Raw genomic sequence first — 19473 nt, forward strand, 5'->3', positions numbered from 1 at the left:
TAATTGCTTGTATGATATTCCTTGTTTTCGTTTCTTGTAAATTTCGATTTTTTGTTCTCTTGTAAGCTTTCCCATAAAGAAAATGAACCTCCTTAATTGGAAGTCCAATTTTTGGGGTTCATTTCACTGTTGTCTCCCTTTTTTATCCATCACTTCGACTGAAACGATTTAACATATTGTTGCTTCGAATATCTAAAATAGTATGAAGTAAAGCGTAAGTATTTTCTTTTACAAATTTTTCAATTTTTAAATTCGCAATCTTTAATAAAGAAAGATCCTTTGTCTTGTTAAATTCTATATCTGTTTCATTTATAATATTATGACCGTAGGAAGGAATCTTATCCTGATATCTTTCGATATGAGGAATGGATTGTGAATAATCGGCATCGGCCATAGCTGCAATTAAACGGGATGTCCAGTATAAAGAATCGGTTGAGACTTTTTCTTCACAAGTTCCATAATATTCAGGAATTTCATTCACATTGGCATAAAATGGAATGAAGGCATTAAAGGCATTGGAAGCAAACGAGATCCATTCAATTGCCTGTATTTGTTCAGGGACATAAGGTCTTAATTGAACGCAGGAAAGAAAATTGTTACGATTGATTCCAATTGTTCGATAACAGTTTGGAAGCGTTGCGTTTTTTCCATATGGATCATAAGGGGTACCCTGATAATGATTGGATAAAATGCATTTAACATCTTCTACTGTGACTTTTCTTTCTGGAACCATACACCAAGGCAAAGTATCCTGTTCCGGATGACCCTGGAAAGATGGATTTAAATATCGTAACATGATCCAGGCACGTGGTGTGTTGTAGATATGGTCTGAATCACTGTGTGAACCAAAAGCAAGTCTTGGATCAAAGGGTCTATCTGGATTTAGATCCAAATGATTCTTATTGACAAATTCTTTTAAATCAGAACAGCACATATAGTTTTCCTGTTTTCCATATGCATCTTCAAAATCAAAAGCATCGATTCCCAATTGATTTGGCATGACAACATAACAATCATCTGGAACTCTACGAGCCATCCAGTGATGACCTCCAATGGTTTCAAACCACCATATTTCATTGACATCACTAAAGGCAATTCCATTCATTTCATAAGTCCCATAAGTTTCATGAAGATATCCTAAACGAATAACTCCTTCTTTTGCACTGTGAATATAAGGCAATGTAATTGTCACAATGTCTTCTTCACCAATTCCATTTTCAACCAGTGGATCGGCTCCTAAAACTCTAGGATTGCTGGTAATGGTTTCGGTTGCGGTCATAGAAACATTTGCTTCATTGACTCCTGCAGCTGCCCAGATTCCATTCTTGCCATGAGCACTGGGCATAGCTGTATAACGCATAGGATTTTCTGGTAATTCTATCTGAACTTTTGAAAGAATAGACTGATAGTGTACAGGCTGTTCTTCTGGATGAACAACAATCAGTTTTTTTTCATCAAAAGAACCTGCAACACTGTCTTCATTACGAGCAATCATTGTAGATCCATCATAACTTGCATTTTTTCCAACAAGTAAAGTTGTGCATGACATAATTTCACCTTCTTTTCAAATATAAATTATATATCAACTTTTCATTTAAAAAAAATAATTTGTGCTAAAATACAAAGGGAGTGTTTATGAAACAAAGAGATTCTTTTTTTGACAATTATAAAGCTTTTTTAATTTTATGTGTGGTTTTAGCTCATTTCTTAAATCATTTTAAACCAGATTTTGAGATTGCCAATATCATTCGAATCTTTGTTTATTTTTTTCATGTACCTGCTTTTGTCTTCATATCTGGATATTTTGCACATAAAAAAGATATAAAGTCTTTAATTCGACAATTGGCTTTTCCTTATTTATTATTTCAGCTGGTTTATTATGGTATGTACCAGCTTATTGATCATAATGTTTCCTTTTCCATATATGATCCATATTTTACTTTATGGTATATCATCGCCTTATTTTTCTGGAGATTGATTTTAAATGTTGCAGAAGATAATAAATATCTGCTTCCTGTATCCATTATCAGTGCCTTACTGATTGGATTTTTACCCGATGAACTGGATTATTTTAGTATTTACAGAGTCTTTTCCTTCTTTCCTTTTTTTGTATTAGGACACCAATTTAAAAAAGATCGGTTTATGGAATTAAAGTCAAAGCCATTTATAAAATACATATCTTTTATGGCTTTATTTATTTTATTTCTATTTGTCTGCAGACATTATGAAGCCATTGATCTGGAAGTTTTAAACTATCAGGATTCGTATGAAAATTTAGGAGTGGATTCTTCAGGAATTGTTATACATTTTATTCTTTCCTGTATATCTTTTTTCTGTATCTTCTGTATTGGATTTTTAATTCCGTTAAAAACAACTCCTTTTACAATGATTGGAAGAAATACAATGAGTGTCTATCTGCTTCATGGAATTATATATAAATATATTTCACTGGGAATGAATGTACTGGATTATGTAGATGGAAGAATGGATCTTTTGATTTATATCATTTTGATTATTGGTTTAGTGTATGGATTAAGTGTAATTCCTTTAAATCGTTATTTAAATGAACTGTATGATAGGATTACTGGAATTCCAAAAAGAATATATAAATGGATATGTTAATTTGCGATGCTGGAGGAAATTCTCTATTTTACATACAATTTGTAAAAGGAGGAAAGGTTTATGTTGAAATATAGTATAAATAAAGAATTACTAGAGATCACAAAACAAAAAGCACCATCAAATATAAAGCTTTATCCTCTTATAAGTTTTGCGATGAAATATATGTTCAAATGTAAATCAGATGATGATGTTGATGTTTTACAATATGAAATTGAAGGATATATGGGCGCAAAAATAAAGACATATGTTATTGAACCAAAAGGTTGTAAGGAGATACTTCCATGCATAGTTTATTTTCATGGGGGTGGATTTATATTAAGGGCTAGTGCAGCACATTATAAAATCGCAAAATGGTATGCTCAAAAAGTGAAATGTAAAATTGTTTATGTAGATTATCGGTTAGCACCTAAACATCCATTTCCAATTCCAGTAGAAGATTGTTATAGTGCATATCAATGGACAATTCTCAATGCAGACAAGTTAGGAATTGATAAAAATAAGATTGGAATAGGTGGTGACAGTGCGGGTGGAAATTTAGCGGCTTCTGTTACAACTATGTTAAAGGATAGAAAAGAACAGCTTCCTGTTGGAGCAATGTTGATTTATCCAGTGATGGATAGAAGAATGAAAACAGAATCTATGAAGCGATATACAGATACGCCTGTATGGAATGCAAAGTTATCTAAAATGATGTGGAAGGCGTATTTAAGGGATATCAATGTTGATGTGAAGTATGCTTCACCTATGGAGGCGGAAAGCTTAAGCTTTTTTCCAAGAACGTATATAGAAGTGGCAGAATATGATTGTTTACATGATGAGGGCATGGATTTTTCTGATAGACTACAACAAGAAGGTGTAAAAGTCGAATTGCATGAGGAAAAAGGAACTTGTCATGGATTTGAAATGCATTAAAAAGTACAATATTAAAGAATGCAATGGAAAGAAGAGTGAATTGGTTAAAAGAAATCCTGTATAAGTACTAATCTTATACAAAAATTAACTATAAATGGAAAATTGCAATCACATTTTTAATAATGAACAGTTTAGTTATACAGCTATTCCGGCTAAAGATTTTTGGGTTATTGATGATGATACATTTGGTTTTGAAAATGGAAAAGGGGGTTAACTTTACAACACCTACGGCCAAAGGGCCAGATACAGAAGGAATTACAGTGGATGGAAATGGCTTTGTTTATTTAGCAAGTGAATGTGACAATTCGGATAAGGGAGTTAACTACAATGTGATCTTAAAAGCTGATCCAAATGCACAAGGGACTTCTCAGAATGCGATGCAGCAATGGGATTTAACAAGTTCACTTCCATCTGTTTCAGCCAATATGGGAATTGAAGCAGTAGAATGGGTTTCCAATTCAAAAGTTGCAGGGAAATTATTTGATCAGAATACAAATAAAGTCTTTGATCCATCAAATTATCCAAATGAAGTTGCGGATATCGATTCAAAATTAGATGGGCCATTGCATTGGATTACGATATATATGAAAATAAATTATGGGTAACAGCGGATTATTGTTATTCATGTAAGTCCAACTGCTAGTGTAGATATTACATTCAATAATGAAGGATTTGCCATTGCAGGTGTAGAGTATACAATCAATGGACAAAAACCTGTTTACCACTTTAGAGATGGTGTTACATCTGGAGCTTTAACAATAGGTTCTTTAAGTAGTTCATATAACCAAGAGCAAACACATGAGCATGTGTATGGAGATTTGCAATATGATCAGACAAATCATTAGAAAGAATGTGAATGTTCCGATAAAACGGAAATGGGTACTCATACTTATGAATGGGTAATTGATAAAGAAGCAACAACGACTTCTACAGGACTGAAACATTTAGAATGTAAAGTATGTAAAAAAGCACTTCCTTCGGAAGTCATTAGTAAGGTAAGTGAAAATACTACAACAAAAACAAAGAAAAAAATCCACAAATGCAGGAAATCTCACTCATTTAACAATGTGGCTTTCAATGTTTGTTGTATCTGGAATGGGCATTGTAGCGATCCTTTTTAAAAAAATACGATAATTAACTCTTTCACAGGTCAAATAAATTTTACTTTTTCACTCATAAAAAAGCTTTGTATTATGGTTATCATAGTACAAAGTTTTTTTATTAGGGGAATTATTCATCATTATATAAAACTCTATCAGATAATATAGAATTAAAACCTCTAAATCCACTTTGAAAATGATATATTTATAAAATATATCGGATATAACACAAAAAATAAAAGAATTATCAGGTTATATAAGCCCTATTGACTATATAAAATCACTTGGTTATCATACTTATAAAGTATAAGAAAGCATCCGTATCCCTTTTATAAAATTTATAGTTGTGCAGCATTATGAAATTATAATTAAGGGATTTTTTATAAATAAAGCATAAAAGTATTCAGGAGGTTTAATCTATATGAAGCAAGTCAAAATCATTAGTGATCCCTATAAAAAAGAAACGTCATTTCAAATATTTGATGAAAATCAAAAAAATTGGATAAATATTGATAAACTGTCAAATCCAAACAGTAAATTAATAAGTGACGATTTTAAAAGCAGTTTTTTTCCATTTAAAATTCAAGAGATAGTTGAAACGATTATTAAAGAGTATGGTATTGGTGATAATCAATTAGATATTTATTTTAAAGGTACACCAGACCATTTTGATGATTTGCAACAGATTATAGAAACGATTGATGTATCTTGTAAACTTACGTTATTTCGTGATGATAGCTATTTAATTAATGCACAAGATGTATTACCAGAAATTATAAATATCTTTAAAAAACTTAAACCAATTATTGAATTAGGTGAAGATAATAAAGAAAAGCTGAAAAAATACATTGAACGTTTTTCCGATTCTTCTGCTGACAGAATTCCATTATGTGTAATTGGAAATTACAGTTCTGGGAAATCAACTTTTATCAATGCATTAATAGGGAAAGAAATTCTACCTAGTGGTGATGATCCTGTTACTGCAAAAGTATTTAAAATTAATCAATTAGAAAATGATAACAGTACGTACATTAAATTTGAATATGATGGGAATGACGTTCAAATTTTAATAAATGATAAGAATTTTGAAGTTTTAGGTCAAACATCATCTTTTGAGCAAGAGTTAAAAGAAATCCTTAAGGAAAATATTGAAGATGGTAATGTAAAGACCATTAATGCATGTATTGCTTATATCAATAAGACTGACTACACAAGAATATCTTCAATCATAGAAATTGGGACATCTTTTAAAGGTGGTATTTGGAATGAATGTTCAAGTAGGTTTATTATCATAGATACTCCCGGATCAAATTCAGCTACTAATTTAGACCATAGTGAGGTTCTAGATAAAGCTTTAAAAGGATTAACAAATGGATTGCCACTTTATGTTTCTGAAGCCAATAAATTAGATAGTACAGATAACTTTGATCTGTATAAAAAAGTTAAGGACATGCCAGAAATTGATTCACGGTTTACTATGATTATTGTGAATAAAGCAGATGATAGTGATTTACCTGAAGAGGGTTATTATACTGAAGAAAATGAAATTGCATTGCTTAATCAGGCAATTCCAAAAAGTATGTATTCAATTGGAATTTATTTTGTTTCTTCTATTATGGGATTAGGTGCTAAGTGCAATGGAGATTTTGCTAACAAACACTCTAGAAAAATTCATAGAAAGAATTTAGATATGTTTAGTGATATTGAAGATGAAGATTACACATGTCTGTATAACTTTAATATTATGCCACGACAAATAAAAACGAATTCGATTGAAAAATGTAAATCAATTATGAATGATTTAGTATATGTAAACAGTGGTTTATATGCAATTGAACACGGTATTCAAAACTTTGCAAATAAATACTCTGCTTATAACAAATGTAAACAATCTTTGATGTATCTGGAAAAAATTATTAAATTAATAGATTCAGAAATTAAAAAGTTAGTATCAGAAAGTGAAAAGAAAAAGAAAGAATTGATCGAATCACTTAATGAAGAAAAGGCAAATTTATTAGATACAATTGAAAAAACCAGTAGAGATCGTAAAAGCGAATTCGTAGAAGAAGGAAGAGTCTTCTTAAGACAGTATACCCAAGAAAATAAACCTTCAATATCTCATAATGAACTGGTTTCTTATGAAGAGGAATTTATCAAAAAACAAAGAAGAAATATTCAATATTCTTTTTATCAAGAACAAGTTAAAGATTCTAAGCGTTCATTTGTAAACAACTTAAAGAGTGGATTTGGTGATACAATTCAGAACTTATCATTTGATATCATCAGCAATGCTGTATCTACAGCAATTAGTGATGGAAAAAATATTATTGAAAGCTATTATGATCGTAATAAAGCAGAAAAGGATGCTGATAAATTAGCAGCTAAGGATATTATTGATAAAATTGATAAGGACTTAACTATTAATTCAGATGAATTTTTCAGTAAAACTAATGAAGCTTCTATTCAATATTGGGATGATAAATCTTCAGAGGTTAGAAAAGAGTTGTCGAAAATTGTTTTAGGATCAACTGCTTTATCAGAAAGTAAAAAGAATGAGTTAACAGAATTAATCATGAATTACGATGCCATTGAGTACAATGTAATACACGATAATATATTGAAAGTTGAAGATTATAAATTTCGATTCTTCTCAGAGAAACTTATTAAAATAAAATTATCAATTGATGTGAATAAATTGTATGATTCGTTTGCTAAATATACAAACAATACAATTTATGAAAGCCATAGCTTAAGTTTTAAAAGATGGATGGATCAATTATCTCATATCATTACTGAAAATATTGTAGATTACAATCCATTATTATCTGAGCTTCAAAAGGCAATCAATGCTGAAATTGATAAAATACATGAATTGCAATACAGACAAGAAGTGGTTGAAAGTAATATTGCCTATATTCGTAAAAAAATTGATTGGCAAACAAATGAATAATGGAGGAACCAAATGGGGATTAAGAATGTAGTAAAGAAAATTGCTGATAAATCCGCTGGTACAGTATCTAAGTTAGCATCATTAAGTTCTGAAGAATTGGAAAAGATAGAAAATCAACGTTTATCATACTTATTTGATATGCCTTCAGTTGATGATGATGAATCCTTGGAACTGACGGGAAGATTAATGGCGGCTGCATCAGTAGAAATATATAACGCATATTTACCTCAAATCAAAAATCTGTATTCACCTATAAAAAACAATGTTGAATATGGAAAAGATTTTATTCCAGGTCACAATATTCGCTATATCAATATTACAAAATGGGTAACAAATAAGGAAGAAAACAGTCTTGAAAAACTTATTAATGTTTATGAAGTATTATCAAATGAAGAATGTAATATTGCATTAGTTTTCAATAGAACCGTAACTAAAACAAATGTATATTTAGCAGTAACTAATACTCTAAATGAAAACAACAATACGAACATTGACATCTATAAGAGGAGAATCGTAGATGCTATTAAAGGAAACTTTCCTGGTTCAGAATACATAGATGATGGAATTGGTACTCTTCCTTGTTTTAACGATGAGTTAAAATATTCTATTGCATATGCATCGAATATTCCAGCTGAAAAATCGGAAAAATTTATAAGTCAAACAATAGAAAAATTATTAGATGGAATTGTACCAATAAGAAAGAATCAAGAATACACAATTGTTTTATTGGCTACACCTATTCAAGATGTAGAAGAAAGAAAATTAAAACTTGCTGAATTCTATACAGCTTTATCACCATATGCTTCATGGCAAACGGATTTCCATTTCAATGATATGCAAGCATTTGGAGCATCTGCAACAATTGGAGTAAATGTTGGAGCAAGTGCTGGAGTGCAAAAAGGAACAAATCATTCCAATACAGACACAGATGGAAGTACAACAAATGAATCAAAAACAGATACAGATACAACATCTGAGGCAGTAACTAAAGGTTCTAGCGATACTGCTGGCGGAAGTATTTTTGGTTCAGGAACAGCTTCAGCAGGGGTCTTAGGAACTGGAGCTTCTGCTACTGCTGGCACAAGTGTAGATTATCGTCACACATGGAGCAGAAGCAAAACTTCCACAACAGGAAAAAGTGTTGCAAAGACCGTTGGTAAAGCTATAACCAAAAGTTCAGCAAAAACAATTGGATCTACTGCTAGTGGAAGCCTAGGAGCTAACTTTGGAGCTAACTTTGCTAGATCATCAAGTGTAACTGCGACAGTAGGAAAAAACGAAGGTATCACTCAATCGCATACAAACTATACTATCAAACATACTCTTGAAGTATTAGAAGAACAGATGAAGAGATACGAACAAAGTGTTGCTTTAGGAATGTGGGATTTTGCCGCCTATATTCTAAGTGAAGATATGGATATTGCTAATAATGTAGCTCATTCATATGTAGCTTTAACACAAGGCGAAAAATCATATATGTCACAAGCGTCTATTAACTTATGGCGAGGGGATACAGATAGTGAGGAAAGTTTAAATGCAAAAGAAATTTATCAATATATTTCTAATTTAAGACATCCTATTTTTGGCTTAGATCCAGGAATCATTAATTTAGACAGTACTTTCCTAGTATATCCTTCTGTTGTGACAGCAACTACATGTTTATCAGGTAAAGAATTAGCTTATTCATTAAATTTTCCTAAATCATCAATTTCTGGATTACCGGTAATTGAATGTACGGAGTTTGGTAGAGATATTTCAAGATATAGTCAATTTGAATCTGAAAAAAACATTAAATTGGGAAATATTTTTCACATGAATCATATGGAAAGTACAACTGTATCTTTAGATGTTAACTCTATGGCTTCTCATACTTTTATTACAGGTAGTACAGGTACTGGTAAAAGTACAACAGTATATAGACTGTTAAATGAATTAAGGAAAAAAGATGTTAATTTTTTAGTTATCGAACCGGCAAAAGGAGAGTATAAAAACATCTTTGGTAATAGAAAAGATGTAAATGTATTTGGAACTAACCCAAAGAAAAATGAATTATTAAAACTAAACCCATTTAGTTTTAATGAAGATATTCATGTGTTAGAACACATTGATCGTCTTACAGAACTATTTAATGTATGTTGGCCAATGTATGCAGCAATGCCAGCTGTATTAAAGAAAGCAATTGAATATGCATATAAAGATTGTGGATGGGATTTAGATAATTCTATAAATGAATATTCAGAAAGCTATTATCCTACTTTTACAGATGTAGCTCGTAACATTAAATCTATTATTGATTCTAGTGAATACGATGCTGAAAATAAAGGTGCTTATAAAGGATCTTTACTGACAAGATTAGAATCTTTAACAAATGGTATTAATGGAATGATTTTTACTAAAGATGAATTATCTGATGAAATCTTATTTGATGAAAATACTATTGTGGATTTAAGTAGAGTTGGATCGAATGAAACTAAATCATTATTGATGGGAATTTTAGTTTTAAAATTGCAAGAATATAGAATGTCTACATCGGATATGAATGCAAACTTAAGGCATATTACTGTATTAGAAGAAGCACATAATTTATTAAAAAGAACTTCTTTTGAACAATTTTCAGAGTCATCTAATTTATTAGGTAAGAGTGTTGAAATGATTAGTAATGCAATTGCGGAAATGAGAACCTTTGGGGAAGGATTTATCATTGCAGATCAAGCACCTGCCTTATTAGATATGGCAGCAATTAGAAACACAAATACAAAGATTATTATGAGATTACCTGATCAAGGGGATCGTGAATTAGTAGGAAAAGCGGCCAATTTAAATGATAATCAAATAAAAGAACTTGCTAGACTTCCTAAAGGGGTTGCAGCTATTTATCAAAATGAATGGATCGAACCTATTTTATGTCAGATAAAAAAACCAAAGATAAATGAAAGCAGGTATGAATTTACACCTATTCCAATTAAAGGTGATATAGAACCGTTTAATAACTATAGGTCATTCTTGGCAACATTGATTTCCAAATGTAATTCGATTACTGATGAAAATACATTGAAAGAAATAAAAGTTGCGATTGATAGTATCAATATTCATGATTCATCAAGAGTCGCAATAATTAATTGGTTAACAAATCCACCAAAAGAACCTAAAATGACAAAAATGGCTCCATTGATTAGTGAATTGTATCCTGAAGTTTATAGAGCAGTAGCAAAATCATTTTATGATTCAAACAACCCAAGAGAATGGACTTTAGCTGCTGTTAATACTCTTGAAAATATTGATTGTTCGTTACAAGGACAAATTAGAAGAGATATTATTCAATCTATCATCACAAATCATATTTATCTTGAAAGAAATGATATCAAATCATTAGAAAAATGGACCAAAGTAGGAGGATTAAAATGAATCTAGACAAACTATCTAAACCAGAAATGTCAAATTCTACTTCATTAGAATCTTCTTTGTTTGATCCTGACAACCGCATAGAATTAAACGATACAGATCCTGAGGAATTTACGGATGATAAACCTGATTTGAATGAAGAATCTGGAAATAGTGATCCAGATAAACGAATTAAATCAGATGATATTGATAAAGATAATCATCTAGATTCAGTAATTGACTCAGATTGTCTTAATAATATGGAAACAGGAGGAAATGAATTTAATCCTAATAATAGAATAGATACAAAAAATAAGGTGTATTATGATGATAATGAAAAACAATATCGTGAAGGAGATAAACTTCTACCAAATAACAGTTATGAATTAAATGGGTATGCTTATGAAACTGATAAAAAGGGAAGAATCGTTTCTGCCGGAGGAAAACTTAGAATCGTTGATTCAACTTCAAGGAATATGGAAAGAGATATTAATACGGTAGGTAAAGGATACGAAAAAGAAAATGACAATAAAGGTCATGTGATTGGTCACCAATTTGGTGGAGATGATCGTTTAGGTAATCTTATAGCGCAAGACAAAAAAGAAAATCAAGGTGAGTATGCAAGACTTGAAAACAAACTTGCTGATGCGGTAAAAGAAGGAAAAAATGTGACAGTTGATATTAAAATAGACTATTTACAAGGTTCATATAGACCATCCAAAATTGTATATACTTATAGTATTGATGGTAAAGTAAGTCAGCAAACATTCAAAAACAGGAGTAGTAAGTAATGACAATAAAATTATTTCAAAAAATATATGAAAAGTTAAATGTGTATCTACCAGAAGAGTGGGAAAAGATCGTATACTACGCTTATTATCCAACAGATGACAGTTATGACATGAAATTCTATGTTAATGTTGATCAAAAATATAAAAGTTGTTTTGATTATATTAATCATTATAAGATAGCTGATTTGTTTTCTGATATTGATGATTTGATTTATCCAATTAGAGAGACTATGAATGATAAGTGGACAATCATGACCATCACCGTTGAAAAAAATGGAAAATTTAAAACTGATTACGTATACGATAGAATAAATGAAACAGAATTCTTTAAAAAATGGGAAAGTCAATATTTAAAATAAACTGAAGAAATTCAAAAATACAATAAAGCGACTTAAAGCAATTTGCTGTAAGTCGCTTTCTTTTATGACGTATATATTTCGATTTAAAAGTAGTAGAATCTTAACAAAGAAAGTCTAGGAATATTTGTAAAATAGAAAACTTCTTTCCTATAACGGAATTGTAGATTTTTGTTGATTTAAAAAGTTATTCATGATTAATCTTGAATCAATACGATCTCTAACACATTTAGAAAACAATTCAATCAGTATATTGTTTGACATAGCACAGAAGAATTATTAGTTTATGTGAGTTAATGGGTTTAAGCTAAAAATAGCTAAAGAGATCAGTTTTTATTATCCTAAGTGTGTTGTCCATAAAGCTCAGGTAGAAACCTCTGATATTATATTGTACAATGAAATCACAAGTGAGATTTAAATTTGAATTAATGGAGTTTTGATATGAATAATAAAATATATAAGATGTCCTTTTCAAAGGTTTATTCTCTTCTTATCGCAAAGGCTGAGAAAAAGGGACGAACAAGAGATGAAATGGATGAAATCACTTGCTGGTTAACGGGATATAGTAAAGAACAGATTGATGAATTTTTAATAAAGGATATTGAATATGGAGAGTTCTTTTTGAATGCTCCACAACTTAATGAGAATCGGAAAAAGATTACAGGAAAGATTTGTGGTATTCGTGTAGAAGAAATAGAAGAACCGCTGATGCAGGAAATTCGCTATCTTGATAAATTGGTTGATGAACTAGCAAAAGGAAAATCATTGGATAAAATATTGAGAAAATAAAATATTTTTTTGAAGGTTTTGTTGTGTAGACATGTCCTAAATGTGGAAGAATATTTAAAAGAACGAACCAGGGACACTATTGTGGTACGGCACCTGAAAGTGTTGATGAATATATAGAATTACAGATTCTACAAGCAAGAATATATATTATAGAATTAAGAAATATAATTCAACGTTGTGTTCCTGAAGTAAAAGAGAGAATTGCCTGGAGCATGCCTTTATTTGAAAAAGACAAGCATTCGATATCTTTAGCTGATTGTAAAAAACATATCAGTCTATATGTGGATACAAAAACGATTGAAATGTTAAAACCACAACCAAGTGAATTGGAAATAAAGAAAAATGCGATTTATATTCCATACGATAAAGATTTGCCAATAAAGACAATTGAAAATGTGATAAGACAAAGTTTTGATACAAAATGATTCATTTAGTTTCTGAAACAGAAAAGACAAGATGATTTAAGTAAGAATGATAAAAATTTCAGTCTTGTGGAGAGTCTGAAAGCATGTATGAATTTGCAGGAGGAATGAACATGAGAAAATGCATACGTTGTGAGATTGAAATGATAGATGGACATGATGTTAAAGTAGAAGGAGCAGCTTACGGATTGAAGATTACAAAGCCTGATATCTTTAAAGAAAACTTAGGAAAGGTTCACGCAGCTGTATGCCCTGAATGCGGATATATAGAGTTTTATCTTGAGGATACATCAAAGATAAAGAAGTAAAATTCCAGTTTGTCAAATTAGGAAATTGGAATTTTTGGAGGTATATGGAAATGAATAAGAAACAGCTACACGCAGCACAAACAGCAATGATTGAATGGTTATCTGACCCTCATGAATTAGGAAAAAAGCCTTTCAAAATTGAATGTGCAGGTGAATTTGATTTTAATGAAATGCATTATTACATTTTCAAATTCAAAGCATCGTTGCTTGGTAAATGGCTTGTTGGCGTTTGTGGTGGTTTTGAAGATGATGATTTAGAACCATGCGGACATATTTTCAGCAAGATGCAAGAATATAATGAAACTACTGCTAAAAATGTGTGTATTACAATGGTTGAAAATATTATGGCATACTGGAAAGAACAAGCCGCCAAATATAATAACCAATAATACAAATCCCGGTTTGTCAGACTAACTCCAAACATGTAAGATTGCTTTCATTATGCAGGCGGTCTTTTTTTTTGCGTTCATAAATTTAATAAAATAATAAGTAATCTTAATAAAAGATAAATATGCTTTGGTACAAGATGAAAGATATTGATTATAGTTTCAATTTCATATATGGATTGGAAAGTATGGTATAATACAGAATAATACCATCGTAAAATTTAAAGTTTGAAAATAATATACAACAAATAAAATACAGGCTTATTCATAGTTGGATTTAAGTTAACCTGATTTTTTTAGTGAATAATAGAAAGCGTGAAAAAATATGAAAGAAATAATAAAAAATATAAAGGCAGCTCGATCTGAAAAAAAAGCAGAGCTGGTTTTAAAAAACGCAAATATTGTGAATGTTTTTATCAATGCACTGGAAAAGGCGGATGTTGCTATTGAAGATGGCATTATTGTTGGTATTGGTGAATATGAAGGAGAGACAGAAATTGATTTAGAGGGGAAATACTTATGTCCCGGTTTTATAGATGGACACATTCATATTGAAAGTTCTTTTCTTTGTGGAGCCAATTTTGAGAAAGCAGTTTTACCACATGGGACAACCGCTATCATTACCGATCCGCATGAAATAGCCAATGTTGCGGGTATAAAAGGAATCAAATTTATGATGGAAACAACAGAAAATTTGAGTCTGTCTGTTTATTTTACTTTGCCTTCCTGTGTACCATCTACGGATTTAGATGAATCAGGTGCTATTTTAGAGGCAGCAGACTTATATTCCTTATATTCCAGTCCACGTGTGGTGGGTCTTTCAGAAGTGATGAATGTATATGGAACCATTCATGGGGATGAAAAGGTTCTTCAAAAGATTGTAGATTGTAAAGTAAATGGAAAAGTAGTGGATGGACATGCGCCAGATGTAAAGGGTAAAGATTTGAATGCTTATATTGTTGCAGGGGTACAATCGGATCATGAATGTACAGATATTCAGGAAGCAATGGAAAAGCTAAAACGAGGACAGTATATTATGATACGAGAAGGGACAGCGGCACATAATTTAAAGGCATTATTGCCTTTATTTAAAGAGCCTTATTGTCAAAGATGTATGCTTGTTACAGATGATAAACATCCGGATGATTTACTGCGTTTGGGACATATTGATGATATCATTCGAAAAGCCATTTCGTTTGGAGTGAATCCTTTAATTGCAATCAAAATGGCAACTTTAGTTCCATCACAATATTTTAAATTAGAAAAGATGGGAGCTGTTGCTCCTGGTTTTAAAGCCGATCTTCTTGTTTTATCGAATTTAGATTCTCTAAGAATTGAAAAAGTATACAAGAGTGGAAAATTGATAGTAGAGAATGGAAAAGTTATACAATCTTCAAAATTATCCATTGATTCATCTGATTATGAGGAAGTTTTACATTCATTCCATCTTAATGAAATTACTATAGAAGATCTTCAACTTCATCAACAAGGAGAAAATGAACGTGTTATTTGTTTGATGCCAAATGAATTATTAACAACAGAAAAAATTATACCATTTCAGAAACAGGAAGGAATGGCACCTGGTGTAAATACAAAAGAAGGAATTGTGAAATTAGCTGTATTTGAAAGACATAAAAATACGAATCATGCTGGATTAGGTTTTTTAGGAAATTATCCTCTTAAAAAAGGAGCGGTTGCTTCAAGCATTGCTCATGATTCGCATAATTTAATTGTAGCTGGAACCAGAGATGAAGATATGGTGTTAGCTGCAAATACAGTGATTCAGAATCAGGGAGGTCTTGCTTTTGTTGTGGATGGAAAAGTTTTAGGCGAAGTTGAACTTCCTATTGCAGGTTTAATGAGTTTTAAAGATGCAGAAACATTGAGTAAGAAAATGAATCAAATGAAACAAATTTTATCAGAATATGGAATAAATAGTGATATTGATCCATTTATGACGTTAGCTTTTGTGAGTTTACCAGTTATACCAGAATTAAGATTGAATACATTTGGTTTAATAGATGTAGAGAAACAGGAAATCATACCTTCTGTGTTTTAATAAAATACAATCAAAGTGAAATTAAATTGTGTTATTAGGTTCAAGAATGAATTTTTATTTTATTTCCTTTAAATTAATAATTTATGCATTTTAAGAGTTTTTTTGCCATAGAAATATTTTTATTTGCATAACTTGGCTATCTAAAATATTTTGGGGGCGATCTTGGGGTCGGCCCTTTTAAATTGTACCCTATAGAATGGACACCTATGCACTGTATAACATCTTTTCTCTGTCATATGTCATTACCTCACATTTCATTATTTTGGAGTCGGCATTCCAAATACTCCCTCTATATATCCAAAGTTTCAGAGAGGCTTATACAACATGTTTTAGTAAAAAAAATGTCAAGATGAGAAAAAGGGCAAAAAGAAACCTCCGTATGAATTGAATCATACGAAGGATCAATATACTTATCATCATCAATTATCCTGAATGGGATATATTACAAAATGGAAAACTAACTGCTATTATTTCCAATCCTAATATAATTACATGATTGGATATCTTTTCAATCGGATTAAACAGAAGGAGTAATGCTAGCGTGATTCGTACGAAAAATTCTATCATTGGTATAACACAATTATTATTTCTACAAAAGAACTGCCTAATTGTCACATTCAATGATTTAGATGCTTTTCTTATACCGATAATTGCCCAAGTAATTCCTAATGCCTTCAACGAATTGGAACCTTTCAGTAGAAATGCAACCCCCATAATAAACATCATAATACTATATGCTAATTCGTCTGCCTGCTTTTCAAAGAACTTTTTTTCCTTAAAATAGCTTACTACCATCAGTGTGCCTACAAGTACCATAGCGCTTCCTAATAAATAAGGCAACAGAAGAGTTACTCTATCAGAAAACAAAATACAGATTAATCCTAGAGATGGAAACAATATACTCTTGACTTTTAATATTCTATTCATTTTTCTCATTTCTCTCTTGTTCTTTTATTCATATAGTGTTTCAAGACAACAGTTCCGGCAGCAACAAAAATTCTTAATAATAATACCATGATAAACTCTATTAAAATGGATTGCTCAACTTAGTTCCAAGCAAAGTAGTAGTAACAATACTGAGCAAAGAACCGCTTATTCCTCTGTCAGATAAGTAGTGAATTTCACTCCACAAGTGCCAAAATACAGGCTCACAATGTCACCTGGCAAAAATCCAACAATTCTGGTAATAAAGCATACAAAAAAGCATTTTCATTCTGATATCCTGTCAGTTGTTGAACCTTGGGATATCTAGTCCCAATATACTGTATAATATCCTCACCGCTCTATCTTCTGATCCAATAAGGAATCGTAATGGTTGTCGTCAGTCCAACCATACTTACCATCACAGCTATAAATGGTGTAAACAGAATTCCACTTCTCAAATATAGAATCGACAATGGGAACATAATTGTAAGGCTTTTGAGAGCAAAGAATAATCTGAAATAGCATCACACATTTTATCTGGATGCCCTTCTGTGACAGACTCTAATGTAAAAAATCGGTTACTTTTGTTCATTTTTTGTTTACTTTCATTTATTTCTATTACCTGAATAAATACTTCAATGTTCAAATTTATAGTTTTTCTTTAATCTGCAATTTTCTTTTTCGCCCTGTTCTCTTTCCAAAGTTCATCTGCAACCGGCTTCCAATTCTTCGCATACTGGTCACATTTTGCACAAAGATGTTCTGCCATTTCTGGAGATTGAAGATCTGTTGAGTGAGCACCTGATTTTTTAACCATTGCACGAAGCTTTTCAGGATTTTCCAGCATAGGACACGGACGAAGCATATTTTCATTAAATGGCTGATTATCATGGTAAGCCATCATCATCGGTGACTGCAGTGCTTCCAGAAGTGTCTTTTCCCGAATATTAGAATCTGAATAATGAATAAATACACATGGATCGATATCACCGTTAGCATTTATATGTAAGTAGCGATGACCACCGGCGATACATCCGCCAACGTATTCTGCATCATTCTGAAAATCCAGTGCAAACAATGGCTTTGTGGCACGATAACGACGGATTTTCTCATAAACTCCGGTACGCTGCTGCGGTGTAGGCATCAACTCTGGAACAGCATCGTTTCCTACCGGCATATAATGGAAATACCATACAAAATAGGCACCCATTTCAATCAATGTATCATAGAATTCCTCTGATGTAATTGAATCATAATTAGCGCTGGTATAGCAGCAAGAGATTCCATAAATCAATTTCTTTCTTCTGAGAAGTTCCATGGCTTTATGTACTTTCTGATATACACCTGCTCCACGTCGTCCATCAGTTGCCTCTTCAAATCCTTCCAGAGAAATGGCTGGTACAAAATTACCTACACGGAGCATTTCATCCGCAAATTCTTCGTCAATCAATGTTGAATTTGTAAAGCAAAGGAATACGCAATCCGAATGCTTTTCACAGATCCGAATCAAGTCTTTTTTACGAACCAGTGGCTCGCCGCCAGTGTAAATATAAAAATAAACGCCCAATTCTTTTCCCTGGCAGATAATATCATCAATCTCATCAAAAGTAAGATTTAATTTATGTCCGTATTCCGCTGCCCAGCATCCCGTACAGTGCAGATTGCAGGCAGATGTAGGATCCAGAAGAATAGCCCATGGAATATTACAGTTATACTTCTTTCTAAGTTCTTCTTCCTTTTTCCAGCCAGCCAGAGTGGCATTAATAAAAAAATTCACGGCAAGTGTCTTGGTCACATTGGGATCTACCTCTTTAAAAAGACGGCGGATATAGCTATAATAAGGATGTTCTGGATCTGTAATTGCTTCTCGAATTATTTTTCTCTGAGAAATAAATTCACCATCAGCAAATTTATCTGCCCAGTCCATCATCTTCGGCATATGCTTATCCGGATCCTTGTAAATATAATTGAATGCCTGCTCGATTCCCAGTTTCTTTAAAGTATTTGATGCGTTCATAATAGAATTCCTCCTTATAATTTTATATTTGTTAATAATAAGTTTTACTTAAACATTTTATTCTTCCCAGTCAGTATCTTCCTCGTTCTTTTCCTGTCCTTGGATTTGTTTTAAAATCTTCACCGTTTCCTTGACGGTGAGATGATTCCTGAGACCTTCTGCAAAAAAACGCATCCGATAATGACATGACTGATCTGACTTTCCTGAAACGGCTTTATTATAATTAAGATCCCAAAAGCAGTTACAATGATGGAAAGTGTCAATATCTATTTCCAAATTTCAAGTCCAAATACTTTTGCGTCTTTTGAGTTCTGAACTTTTAATACATCGTCAAGCAAAATCAACAATCTTAGTCCTGAGGAAAGATATGATCGGATACGTAAATTACATCCAAGCACTATCACTCCTAGCACTATCAGTAATATTCCACAGGCCAGATCATATTGGAAAGCCAGA

General features: G+C 31.7%; 17 protein-coding genes. 13 read left to right on the forward strand and 4 right to left on the reverse strand.

Translation table 11 applies throughout. From position 1 onward, the window contains the following. Nucleotides 1-142: 142 nt before the first annotated feature. Nucleotides 143-1549, reverse strand: a complete 1407-nt coding sequence (locus FYJ50_RS07145) for a C69 family dipeptidase (protein WP_154460540.1) — start codon at nt 1547-1549, stop codon at nt 143-145. An 86-nt stretch (nt 1550-1635) separates the two neighbouring features. Here FYJ50_RS07145 and FYJ50_RS07150 point away from each other — a divergent pair, with 86 nt between their 5' ends. The 13 genes from FYJ50_RS07150 to ade all read left to right on the forward strand — a co-directional run bounded on the left by FYJ50_RS07150 (nt 1636) and on the right by ade (nt 16076). Then, entirely contained in the window at nt 1636-2622 is a 987-nt protein-coding gene (locus tag FYJ50_RS07150) for an acyltransferase family protein (protein WP_154460542.1), read from the forward strand. A gap of 60 nt (nt 2623-2682) precedes the next feature. After that, entirely contained in the window at nt 2683-3534 is an 852-nt protein-coding gene (locus tag FYJ50_RS07155) for an alpha/beta hydrolase (protein WP_154460544.1), read from the forward strand. A gap of 191 nt (nt 3535-3725) precedes the next feature. After that, a complete protein-coding gene (locus FYJ50_RS07160; RefSeq protein ID WP_154460546.1) occupies nt 3726-4139 on the forward strand; it encodes a hypothetical protein in 414 nt (137 codons plus the stop codon). A 270-nt stretch (nt 4140-4409) separates the two neighbouring features. Further along, entirely contained in the window at nt 4410-4655 is a 246-nt protein-coding gene (locus FYJ50_RS07165) for a hypothetical protein (RefSeq protein ID WP_154460548.1), read from the forward strand. 400 nt (nt 4656-5055) lie between these two features. Continuing rightward, nucleotides 5056-7584: a dynamin family protein gene (locus FYJ50_RS07170; protein WP_154460550.1), complete on the forward strand. Its 2529-nt coding sequence runs from the start codon at nt 5056-5058 to the stop codon at nt 7582-7584. A gap of 12 nt (nt 7585-7596) precedes the next feature. Next, the gene (locus tag FYJ50_RS07175; protein ID WP_154460552.1) at nt 7597-10989 is read left to right on the forward strand and encodes an ATP-binding protein; all 3393 of its coding nucleotides are present in this window, start codon (nt 7597-7599) and stop codon (nt 10987-10989) included. Next, nucleotides 10986-11756, forward strand: a complete 771-nt coding sequence (locus FYJ50_RS07180; RefSeq protein ID WP_205946468.1) for a DNA/RNA non-specific endonuclease — start codon at nt 10986-10988, stop codon at nt 11754-11756. Before FYJ50_RS07175 ends, FYJ50_RS07180 begins: the two co-directional genes overlap by 4 nt. Beyond that, complete coding sequence (locus tag FYJ50_RS07185; protein ID WP_154460556.1) at nt 11756-12115, forward strand: immunity protein YezG family protein; 360 nt, start codon at nt 11756-11758, stop codon at nt 12113-12115. The genes FYJ50_RS07180 and FYJ50_RS07185 overlap by 1 nt, the downstream gene beginning before the upstream one ends. Before the next feature lie 438 nt (nt 12116-12553). Continuing rightward, nucleotides 12554-12901 (forward strand): DUF2200 domain-containing protein, encoded by a 348-nt coding sequence (locus tag FYJ50_RS07190; RefSeq protein ID WP_154460558.1) that lies wholly within the window; start codon nt 12554-12556, stop codon nt 12899-12901. Nucleotides 12902-13050: 149 nt separating this feature from the next. Further along, nucleotides 13051-13326, forward strand: coding sequence for a DUF1801 domain-containing protein (locus tag FYJ50_RS10660; protein ID WP_338083004.1), 276 nt, complete (start codon nt 13051-13053; stop codon nt 13324-13326). 83 nt (nt 13327-13409) lie between these two features. Beyond that, nucleotides 13410-13631: a nucleic acid-binding protein gene (locus tag FYJ50_RS07200; RefSeq protein ID WP_235900943.1), complete on the forward strand. Its 222-nt coding sequence runs from the start codon at nt 13410-13412 to the stop codon at nt 13629-13631. A gap of 50 nt (nt 13632-13681) precedes the next feature. Continuing rightward, on the forward strand, nt 13682-14020 hold the full coding sequence (locus FYJ50_RS07205; protein WP_154460560.1) for a hypothetical protein: 339 nt from the start codon (nt 13682-13684) through the stop codon (nt 14018-14020). A 322-nt stretch (nt 14021-14342) separates the two neighbouring features. Then, entirely contained in the window at nt 14343-16076 is a 1734-nt protein-coding gene (gene ade, locus FYJ50_RS07210) for an adenine deaminase (protein WP_154460562.1), read from the forward strand. Between the two features lie 423 nt (nt 16077-16499). On the opposite strand, the gene FYJ50_RS07215 is transcribed toward ade, so the two are convergent. The 3 genes from FYJ50_RS07215 to FYJ50_RS07225 form a co-directional block, all read right to left on the reverse strand. Continuing rightward, on the reverse strand, nt 16500-17003 hold the full coding sequence (locus FYJ50_RS07215) for a DUF308 domain-containing protein (protein WP_205946469.1): 504 nt from the start codon (nt 17001-17003) through the stop codon (nt 16500-16502). A gap of 451 nt (nt 17004-17454) precedes the next feature. Continuing rightward, nucleotides 17455-17592: an S-adenosylmethionine synthetase N-terminal domain-containing protein gene (locus tag FYJ50_RS10830; RefSeq protein ID WP_205946471.1), complete on the reverse strand. Its 138-nt coding sequence runs from the start codon at nt 17590-17592 to the stop codon at nt 17455-17457. 69 nt (nt 17593-17661) lie between these two features. Beyond that, a complete protein-coding gene (locus FYJ50_RS07225; protein ID WP_154460566.1) occupies nt 17662-19017 on the reverse strand; it encodes a radical SAM/SPASM domain-containing protein in 1356 nt (451 codons plus the stop codon). Nucleotides 19018-19473 lie beyond the last annotated feature (456 nt).

This window comes from Floccifex porci (assembly GCF_009696175.1).
GTDB lineage: Bacteria > Bacillota_I > Bacilli_A > Erysipelotrichales > Erysipelotrichaceae > Floccifex > Floccifex porci.